The organism is Paracoccus sp. (in: a-proteobacteria), from assembly GCF_030538495.1.
In the GTDB taxonomy this organism is placed as follows: domain Bacteria; phylum Pseudomonadota; class Alphaproteobacteria; order Rhodobacterales; family Rhodobacteraceae; genus Paracoccus.
The window spans coordinates 148,248-158,007 of sequence record NZ_JAUNTW010000006.1 but is presented as its reverse complement, the minus strand read 5'-3'; the positions used below and the strand labels follow the sequence as shown (position 1 = coordinate 158,007).

7 protein-coding genes are annotated in these 9,760 nt (G+C 63.8%); 4 read left to right on the top strand and 3 right to left on the bottom strand.

Annotated elements, in window-relative coordinates; all coding sequences use genetic code 11:
• Positions 1-226: 226 nt before the first annotated feature.
• From Q4G20_RS07615 to dinB, 3 genes are read left to right on the top strand one after another with little or no spacing between them, the layout of a single operon-like run.
• Positions 227-1,984: an ABC transporter ATP-binding protein gene (locus Q4G20_RS07615; protein ID WP_303342896.1), complete on the top strand. Its 1,758-nt coding sequence runs from the start codon at positions 227-229 to the stop codon at positions 1,982-1,984.
• Positions 1,981-2,700, top strand: coding sequence for a folate-binding protein YgfZ (locus Q4G20_RS07610; protein ID WP_303342825.1), 720 nt, complete (start codon positions 1,981-1,983; stop codon positions 2,698-2,700). The genes Q4G20_RS07615 and Q4G20_RS07610 overlap by 4 nt, the downstream gene beginning before the upstream one ends.
• A gap of 23 nt (positions 2,701-2,723) precedes the next feature.
• Positions 2,724-3,782, top strand: a complete 1,059-nt coding sequence (dinB, locus tag Q4G20_RS07605; protein ID WP_303342824.1) for a DNA polymerase IV — start codon at positions 2,724-2,726, stop codon at positions 3,780-3,782.
• 294 nt (positions 3,783-4,076) lie between these two features.
• On the opposite strand, the gene Q4G20_RS07600 is transcribed toward dinB, so the two are convergent.
• Positions 4,077-4,724 (bottom strand): DUF2268 domain-containing putative Zn-dependent protease, encoded by a 648-nt coding sequence (locus Q4G20_RS07600; RefSeq protein ID WP_303342823.1) that lies wholly within the window; start codon positions 4,722-4,724, stop codon positions 4,077-4,079.
• A 152-nt stretch (positions 4,725-4,876) separates the two neighbouring features.
• On the opposite strand from Q4G20_RS07600, the gene Q4G20_RS07595 reads away from it, so the two are divergent.
• Positions 4,877-5,926, top strand: a complete 1,050-nt coding sequence (locus Q4G20_RS07595) for an acyltransferase family protein (protein ID WP_303342822.1) — start codon at positions 4,877-4,879, stop codon at positions 5,924-5,926.
• A 38-nt stretch (positions 5,927-5,964) separates the two neighbouring features.
• On the opposite strand, the gene Q4G20_RS07590 is transcribed toward Q4G20_RS07595, so the two are convergent.
• Both Q4G20_RS07590 and Q4G20_RS07585 read right to left on the bottom strand, forming a co-directional pair.
• On the bottom strand, positions 5,965-8,535 hold the full coding sequence (locus Q4G20_RS07590; RefSeq protein WP_303342821.1) for a DNA translocase FtsK: 2,571 nt from the start codon (positions 8,533-8,535) through the stop codon (positions 5,965-5,967).
• Complete coding sequence (locus Q4G20_RS07585) at positions 8,535-9,740, bottom strand: aminotransferase class I/II-fold pyridoxal phosphate-dependent enzyme (protein WP_303342820.1); 1,206 nt, start codon at positions 9,738-9,740, stop codon at positions 8,535-8,537. The genes Q4G20_RS07590 and Q4G20_RS07585 overlap by 1 nt, the downstream gene beginning before the upstream one ends.
• Between the last annotated feature and the right edge of the window lie 20 nt (positions 9,741-9,760).

Here is a 9,760-nt window from a genome sequence, read left to right as displayed (position 1 = left end):
GCGCGGTTGTCATGAGTATTTTTGCACAGAAGAAGCGGCAAGGGTGGCGCGTTTTTGTGGGGGTGTTTGAGGTGTGGGCTGCGGGCGTGCGGTTGTTCGCGGGCGTTGTGTGTGTGGCGCGGTTGTCATGAGTATTTTTGCACAGAAGAAGCGGCAAGGGTGGCGCGTTTTGGCGGGGTCGTGGCGGGCCTTGCCGTGGGGCGGGGTGGCGCGGTATGGCTGGGGAATGTTGCAGATGCCTTCGCCTCGTTTGACCGCCCCGCCCGCCGGCCTGTTGGCCCGGTTGTGGCGCGATTATCTGCGTCCGCATCGGGCCGCGATGTTGATTGCCTTTGCCCTGATGACGGTCGAGGGGTCCACGCTGGCGCTGATCAGCTGGATGTTAAAGCCGCTGTTCGATCAGGTCTTTATCGGTCAGCAGCAGGGTGCGATCTGGTGGGTTGGCGCGGCGATTTTCGGGATCTTTGTGCTGCGGGCGGTGACTTTGGTGTCCAGCCGTGCGATGCTGACGCGGATTTCGCTGTCGGTGTCCACCACCATGCAAACGCAGTTGCTGGCGCATATCATGACGCTGGATCAGCGGTTTTTCCGTGATAACCCGCCCGGTGCGATGATCGAGCGAATCCAAGGCGATACCATTGCGGTTCAGGGCGTCTGGGCCACGATCATCACCAGCACGACCCGCGATGTGATTTCGCTGATCATGCTGTTTGCGGTGGCGGTGGCGATTGATCCGGTCTGGACGCTGGCCGCGCTGGTCGGTGCGCCGATCCTGATTTTGCCCGCCACGCTGGTGCAGCGTTACATCCGGCGGAAAATGCGGGAAAACCGCGTCAATGCCAGTGCGCGCGCCACCCGTCTGGACGAAGTGCTGCATGGCATCACATCCATCCGTCTGAACCGGGCCGAGGGCGAACAGACCCGCCGTTTCGCCGCCATCGTGGACCGCATCCGCCGGGCCGAGGTTAAGGTCGCCGCCACATCATCCGTCATCCCCGCGCTGGCCGATATTGTCACCGGCATCGGCTTTGTCATGGTGCTGGCGCTGGGCGGCGCGCAAGTGATGTCGGGGGAACGCAGCGTCGGGGACTTTATGGCGTTTTTCACCGCGCTGGCTTTGGCCTTTCAGCCTCTGCGCCGGTTGGGGGGGCTGGCCGGGACGTGGCAGACCGCCGCCGCCAGTCTGGAACGCATTTACGAGGTCTTTGACACCGCCCCCACCGTGACATCCGGCGCGCGGATCGAGCCCCCCGACAGCACCCGCATCATGTTGGACGATGTGCATCTGTCCTATGACGGGGCGCCGGTGCTGCGTGGGTTGTCCTTTACCGCGGAACCCGGGCAGATCACCGCGCTGGTCGGGCCGTCGGGGGCGGGGAAAACCACGGTTTTCAACCTGCTAACCCGGCTGATTGATCCGGTGCAGGGGCGGGTTTTGCTGGGCGGCGTGCTGGTGCAGGATTATGATCTGGGCGTCTTGCGCGATCAGTTTTCCACCGTGTCCCAAGACACCGCCCTGTTTGACGAAAGCCTGCGCGACAATGTGCTGATGGGGCGGCCGGGGGCGTCGGAAACGGACCTGATGCAGGCGCTGGACGTGGCGAATGTCACGAATTTCATCGACGACACGCGCACGCTGGACAGCGCCGCCGGGCCGCGTGGGTCCGCCCTGTCGGGCGGTCAGCGTCAGCGCATTTCCATTGCCCGCGCCGTGCTGCGCGATGCGCCCGTGTTGTTGCTGGACGAAGCGACGAGCGCATTGGACACCGCCAGCGAACGGCTGGTGCAGGATGCCTTGGATCAACTGGCGCAGGGGCGCACCACGCTGGTGATTGCGCATCGCCTGTCCACCATCCGCAACGCCGATAAAATCGTGGTGATGGATGCCGGGCGGGTTGTGGAACAGGGCAATCATGACCAATTGATGGCGGCGCAGGGGGCCTATGCCCGGCTGGTCGCGTTGCAATTCGGAGGGCAGTCTTGACCCGTCAGATCATTCGCATCTCTGGCCCTGACCGGGTCACATTCCTGCAAGGGCTGGTCACAAATGACGTGCGCCGCGCGCCCATCTGGGCCGCGATGCTGACGCCGCAGGGCAAATATCTGGCCGATTTTCTGATCATCCCCGATGGTGACGCGCTGTTGATCGACATTGACGCGCGGCTGGCGGATGATCTGCTGCGGCGGCTGATGATGTATAGGCTGCGGTCCGATGTGGCGATTGCCGCCGCAGGTCTGCCGGTGGCGCGCGGCACCGGTCCCGCGCCGGATGGGGCGATCCCGGACCCCCGGCATCCGGCGCTGGGCTGGCGCGCCTATGGGATCGCGGGCGATGATGGCAGCGACTGGGACGCGATCCGCGTGACGCATACCATCCCTGAAACGCTGGCCGAGCTGATCCCGAACGACACATTTATTCTTGAGGCCGGGTTTGAACGGCTGAACGGCGTTGATTTCCGCAAAGGCTGCTATGTCGGGCAAGAGGTCACGGCCCGGATGAAGCACAAAACCGAATTGCGCAAAGGGCTGGTGCGGCTGGCTGTAACCGGCGCGGCCCCCATCGGCACGCCGATCACGGCAGGGGGGCGTGACGTCGGCACCCTGTTCACGCAGTCCGGCGGCTTTGGTCTGGCGCATGTTCGGTTTGACCGGCTGGGCGATGATATGCAGGCGGGTGACGCGCGCCTGTCGGTGGTGTGACGGGGGCGGGCGACACCGCGCCCATGCGCAAGATCATCCATATTGATATGGATGCGTTTTATGCCAGCGTTGAACAACGCGATAACCCCGAATTGCGCGGGCGTCCGGTGGCTGTGGGCGGGTCGTCCCTGCGCGGTGTGGTCGCCGCCGCCAGTTACGAGGCCCGTAAATGGGGCATCCGGTCCGCCATGCCATCCGTGACGGCGGCGCGGCAATGTCCTGATTTGGTGTTCGTGAAGCCTCGGTTTGATGTCTATCGCGTGGTCAGTCAGCAAATCCGGGCGATCTTTGCCGATTACACGCCGTTGATCGAACCCTTGTCGCTGGACGAAGCCTATCTGGATGTGACCGACCATCTGCCCGCCGGTCAGACCGCGACCCGCATCGCCCGCGACATTCGCGCCCGCATCCGTGACGCAACGTCGCTGACCGCCAGTGCCGGGGTCAGTTACAACAAATTTCTGGCGAAACTGGCGTCAGATCAGAACAAACCCGACGGGTTATGCGTCATCACCCCAGACCAAGGCCCGGATTTCGTGCGCACCCTGCCGGTCGGGAAATTCCACGGCATCGGCCCCGCGACGGCGGCGAAGATGCAGGCTATGGGGATATTAACCGGCGCCGATCTGCGGGCGCAGTCGTTGGATTTTCTGACGCGGCGCTTTGGTAAATCGGGGCAATATTATTGGAATATCAGTCGTGGCGTGGATCATCGGCCGGTGCGGCCTGACCGGGTGCGCAAATCGGTGGGGGCGGAAAACACCTTTTCCAGCGATCTGATGACGCTGGCGGATTGTTATGATGCCTTGGGTGTGTTGGCCGATAAGGTCTGGCTGCATCTGACGCGGCATGAACTGGCGGGCCGCACCGTGACGTTAAAGGTGAAATACGCCGATTTTCAGCAAGTGACCCGCGCGCGTAGCCTGCCCCGCGCGGTCGCGTCGCGCGATGAGCTGTGGGCCATGGCCTGCGATCTGACGGCGGGGGTGCTGCCCGATCCGCGCGGGGCGCGATTGTTGGGGATCACGGTTTCGGGATTTGGGCATGATCCGGGCGGGCAGTTGGAGTTGTTTGGCGGGTAAAGGGGGCGGCCCGCCCCGCGCGGATGGGCGTTTGTCAAGGATAGCGCCGGGGGCCAGCCCCCGGACCCCCGGGATATTTGGGCACAGAAGATAGAAAGCTCTCTGCTGTCGGACCTAGGGCGGAGCGGCGTTCGGCAGGGAAAGGGTTCGCTGGACCTTTTCCTGATCCGCGTTGCCCCGGGATATTTGGGCCAAGATGAAAGACATTCCGCAGGCTGAGACGAAGGGGCAGGCGCTCCATGGGAATGTCGGCAAGATGGAAGGGGGCGCGCCGCGCCACGGTGATCAGCGGGGTTAGGCGTCTGCGTCTGAGGCGATCAGGCGGCGCAGGGCGGGTTGGAAGCTGTCGGCGGCGCTGTGGGCGAGGGTGGCGGCGGTCGCGTCGGGGCTTTGCGTCAGATGTTCGGCGACCAGCCGGTGGCCCAGACCGTAGCCCGCCCATTTCCTCAGATCGCCGCGACCAAAGAACCAGCGGGCGTGGTCGTAATCGCGCCTTGCCCATTCCGATTGGGCCGCCCGCGCCAGCCCCGAGGCCGGGCGCACCGCGTCCCATGGATCCGGGGTGCCGCCCAGAATTTGCAGGACGAAATGGCCCGCCAGGCCTTCGCTGACCAGAGCTTCGCCCAGTGATGTGCCATAGCCCGGCCCGTCCCAGCGGATCAGGTGGTGCATTTCGTGAACCAAGGTCCGCAGCATCAGGGCTGCGTTAAACCGGGCGGGGTTCAGGGTGACCTCGATCAGGCCCGGCGCCGGGGCGTAACCGGCGATGCCCCATTCGGGGATGCCGCCGCCCGGTTCCGCCCGGATCACCAGATCAAAGCGTGGCAGGTCCGCAACCGCCCCCACCCGCGCGACCGCATCCCGCGTTGTGGCGCGCAGCTCGGCCAGAACCGGAGTCAGCGCGTGGCGCGCGTTCAGCATATGGATGTGCCAGATGGTCATGTCGGCGTGATGCCTGATTTTGGGCGCAGGGGGAAGGGGGTGCGGATCGGTGGCCGTCATCGTGCTGTCATCGGCGGGTGGGGGGGGGGCGGCTGGACAAAGCCGGGGCGATGACCTATCGCGCGGCTATTAGCGGCCTGCGGGGGGTCACGATGACGGCGCGATTGATTTACGTTGATAATATCCGCGTGTTTTGCATGATGTTTGGAATTGTTTACCACGCGGCGGGCATGGTCGAACATAGCGTGGCCGATGCCGTTCGGGTGATGTCGCCGATGTTTCGGATGCAAGCCTTTTATCTGGTGGCGGGCTATCTGGCGGCGATGATGCTGATGCGGCGCGGGACGGTCGCGTTTCTGGGCCGCCGCTGGCTGGCCATTGGTCTGCCGCTGGTGTCCACGCTGGTTCTGGTCAACCCTGCCATTTTGTATCTGATCGACGGGTTTAATGGCGGCAGCTACGCCGATGCGCGGATCGCGCCTTATAATGGCGGGTATGAGCTGCATCTGTGGTTTTTGGTCGTGCTGCTGGGCTATGTCACGATATTGATCGCGCTTGACCCGCTGATGCGCCGGTTTGCGCGGCTGTGTGACGGGCGCAAACCCGATATGCTGGTGCTGATCGGCGCGCTTGTCCTGGCGCTGTGGCCGATGCTGGTGGTCGAGGTTCTGGCCCGTATCCCGACGCTGCGCCTGATGTTGCCGTTTTTCGGCAATCTGCCGTGGTTTCTGATCGGGGCGGCGGCGTTTCACGGGCCGGCGATCTGGGCCGCCTGTCATCGCGCCACGGTTCCGCTGCTGGCGGGGGCGGCGGCTCTGGCGGTGCTGTCGCAATATTACACCGCCGCCGAAGGTCTGGGCTGGGGCAAAGTGGCGACCCTGTCGCGTGGCGTGATGGTGGTGGCCGTGGTGGTCAGCCTGATGGCGCTGTTCCGGCGGTTTGGGAATATGACCGGCGCGGTGCAGCGTCTGCTGTCCGAATCGATCTATACCGTGTATCTGTTTCACACGCTGTTGCTGTATGGGATCGCGTGGGCGTTTGGGATGTATCGGGGCGATCTGACCCTGCTGCATTGGGTGGGGTTCACCGCATTTGCGTTGCTGGCGGGGCTGGCGATCCATGTCTGGGTCATCCGGCCCGTCCCGCTGCTGGCGTTCCTGTTTAACGGCAAGCCGATGCAGGCAACCACGGCACGCGCCTGAAACGAAAACCGCCCCTGCCATGGGCAAGGGCGGTGTGATCAGATTTCGGGAACCAGCACTTCGCGTTTGCCGACATGGTTGGCGGCGCTGACAACGCCCTGTTCCTCCATCCGTTCGACCAGACGCGCGGCTTTGTTGTATCCGATGGCCAGTTTCCGCTGAATATAGCTGGTCGAGCATTTGCGGTCGCGGGCGGCGATCATCACCGCCTGATCATACAGCGCATCATCGGAATTATCGTCGCTGCCCAGACCCAGAACCGCGTCAATATCGGATGCGACGTCATCTTCGGGGCCTTCGACCACGCCCGCTTTGTAGGACGGCGGCCCGAAGGATTTCAGATGCGTGACGATTTCTTCGACCTCTTCGTCGCTGACAAAGGGGCCGTGGATCCGGGTGATGCGGGCGCCGTTGCCCATATACAGCATGTCGCCCTGACCCAGCAGTTGTTCCGCGCCCTGTTCGCCCAAGATCGTGCGGCTGTCGATTTTCGACGTGACCTGAAAGCTGATGCGGGTGGGGAAGTTCGCCTTGATCGTGCCGGTGATCACATCGACCGACGGCCGCTGCGTCGCCATAATCAGATGGATGCCCGACGCGCGCGCCATTTGGGCAAGGCGTTGAATACACGCCTCGATTTCCTTGCCGGCGACCATCATCAGATCGGCCATCTCATCGACGATCACGACGATATAGGGGAAAGTCTCGGGCTGGAATTCTTCGGTTTCAAAGATCGGCTCGCCCGTGTCGTCGTCGAATCCGGTCTGGACGGTGCGTTTGAACAATTCGTTGCGGTTCAGCGCCTCGCGCACGCGGCCATTGTAACCTTCGATGTTGCGCACGCCCATTTTGGACATTTTGCGGTAACGATCCTCCATTTCGGACACGACCCATTTCAGGGCGACGACCGCCTTTTTCGGATCGGTGACGACGGGGGACAGCAGATGCGGGATGCCGTCATAGACCGACAGCTCCAGCATTTTCGGGTCAATCATGATCAACCGGCACTGATCCGGCGTCAGTTTATAGAGCAGCGACAGGATCATGGTGTTGATCGCCACCGATTTACCCGAGCCCGTGGTCCCGGCAATCAGCAGGTGGGGCATTTTCGCCAGATTGGCGACAATCGGATCGCCGCCGATGTCTTTGCCCAAAGCCAAGGGCAGCGGCTGCGTGCCGTCACCAAAGGCGCGCGATGCAAACATTTCGCGCAACAGCACCTTTTCACGGCGCGCATTGGGCAGTTCGATGCCGATGACGCTGCGCCCCGGCACGGTGCTGACCCGCGCCGACAGGGCCGACATGGACCGGGCGATGTCGTCGGACAGGCCGATGACGCGCGACGCCTTCAGCCCCGGCGCGGGTTCCAGTTCATACAGCGTCACGACCGGGCCGGGGCGCACCTCGGTGATTTGGCCTTTGACGCCGTAATCGTCCAGAACGGCTTCCAGCATACGGGCGTTTTCCATCAACGCCTCTTCGGAAATCTGCAAACGGTCGCTGTCGGTGGGTGCCGACAACAGCGCCAGCGGCGGCAGTTCATAGGCCGGAGTGGTGTCGTCAAAACGCAGTTCTGGCGCGGCCTCGGCCTGTGCGGCGCGGGACGGTTCAGCCTTGCGCAGAGGCGGGACAACGACGCGCTGCGCATCGGCGTTGAAGGGGCGCGGATCGGCGGGTTCGGGGGTGGTGTCGGGCGCGCCGTCGCGTTTCAGGCGCGCGGCAACGGCGGCCAGAACCGACGGTTTCGTGCGGTTGCGAATGGCGTCGGTGATGCGGTCGGCCACCTGTTCGGGGCTGGGCGCGTCGCCGTCATAATCGCTGTCGCGTTCGATCAGTTCGGGTTCGGGCAAATCCGCCGTCAGTTCGAAATCATCCGGGGCGGGCTGACGACGCGCGGGCGCGGGGCGTGCGGCCGGGGCAGGGGGGGCTGTGCGTTCGGCGCGGCGGTTCTGCATCCGCACGGATACGCCGTGGATCATGCGGCGCGTCAGGAACAGCGCCGTCATCAGGCCATAGACGAACCGCGCCCACAGCCCGCGCAATTCATCCCGGCCAAAGCCCAGAACAAAGGCTCCGACCCCCAGCACCGCCGCCGCGATCAGGATTTGCGCCACGCGGATGCCGGTTTGCGGTGCCATTGGCAGGATGTTCAGCATCGCGCCCAGCATCATGTCGCCGAAATGCCCGCCCAGACCATAGCTTTGCAGCCAGTCCGCCCCCGGCGTCAGCATACTGGCGTAAATGGATGCAAGCGCGACCGCGATTGGGGTGAAAATCCCGCGCATGATCCGGTCCTGCCCGCGATGCGTGATCAGGCGCAGGCCCCAGATCACGGCGGCGACAACCAGCATCCATGCGCCGTAACCCGCAATCATCATCAAGGGCGATGCGATCCACGCGCCAAAGCTGCCCAGCAGATTCTGCGCCGGGGCATCCGTCGCCGCCAGAAAGCTGGGATCGTCGGGCGACCAACTGGCCAGCATCATCGCGATGATCACGCCCAGACCGATCAGCGCCGCGCCGATCAGTTCCTGACCGCGCCGTTCCAGTGCCGCGCGGGTGGTTTGATCGAACAGCGGGTCACGGTGTTTTGCCTGCCAGCTTGCCATCAGCCTTGGCCCTTTTCGTCAGTGTGATCATACAGAACCGCGCGCAGGCGGGTCAGTGCGGTTTCGGTTTGCGCCGCATCCGCGACCAAGGCCACGCGGATGAACCCCGCGCCGGGATTCACCCCGTCCACATCGCGCGACAGATAGGCGCCGGGCAGCACCTGAATGGCGGCCTGTTGCCACAACCGGCGCGCGGCGGCTTCGCCATCATCCACGGGCAGCCACAGGAAAAACCCGCCCTGAATGGGCTGGTATCCGGGGATGTCGCCTAAAATCCGATCCGCGATGCGGTATTTGTCCTGATAGAGCGCGCGGCTGGCATCGACATGGGTTTCATCGCTCCACGCCGCCGCGCTGATCTGTTGCAGGGGCAGCGGCACCGGCGCGCCGCTATAGCTGCGCAGGCGGCGAATCTGGGCGATATGGGCCGGTGATCCGGCGGCAAAGCCCGACCGCAGCCCCGGCAGGTTCGACCGTTTCGACAGCGAATTGAACATCACCACGCGATCGGCCAGTCCCAATTCACTGGCGACCGCCAAGGCCCCCGGCGGCGGCGTATCGCGCCAGATTTCCGAATAACATTCGTCCGAAAAGATCAGAAAATCATGTTGTTCGGCCAGCCGGATCAGCCGTTCCAGATAATCGCGCGACGCGACCGCGCCCTGCGGATTGGCGGGCGAACAGACATAGGCAATCGCCGTGCGGTTCAGCGTGTCCGTGGGCAAGGCCGCGTAATCGGGCAGGTTGCCGGTGTCAGGCGTGGCTGGCACGAATTGCGCATCCGCCCCCACGGCGGCGGCGGCCACGGCATAGACCTGATAAAACGGGTTCGGCACCAAAATCACCGGACGCGCGCCGTTTTTCTGTTCAGGACACAGCGCAAGGGCGGCGTTAAACAGCCCCTCGCGCGTGCCGTTCAGGTTCACGATGCGGTCGTGGCTGATGGTCAGCCCGTAACGGCGGTCCAGCCAGCCGGAAATCGCGTCCAGCAGGGCGGGCATACCTTCGTTTGTGGGGTATTTGGCGAAACCGTCCAGATGTTGTGCCAGCAGCGGCGCGACAAAATCCGGCATGGCATGGCGCGGTTCGCCAATGGTCAACACCGTTGGCGTCAGGTCAGGATCGGGGGTGATGCCAGATAACAGCGCCCGCAAACGCGGAAACGCATAATCCGGCAGGTTCGAAAACCGCTGCGGGGATGCCATATCTGCCTCATACAATCAGG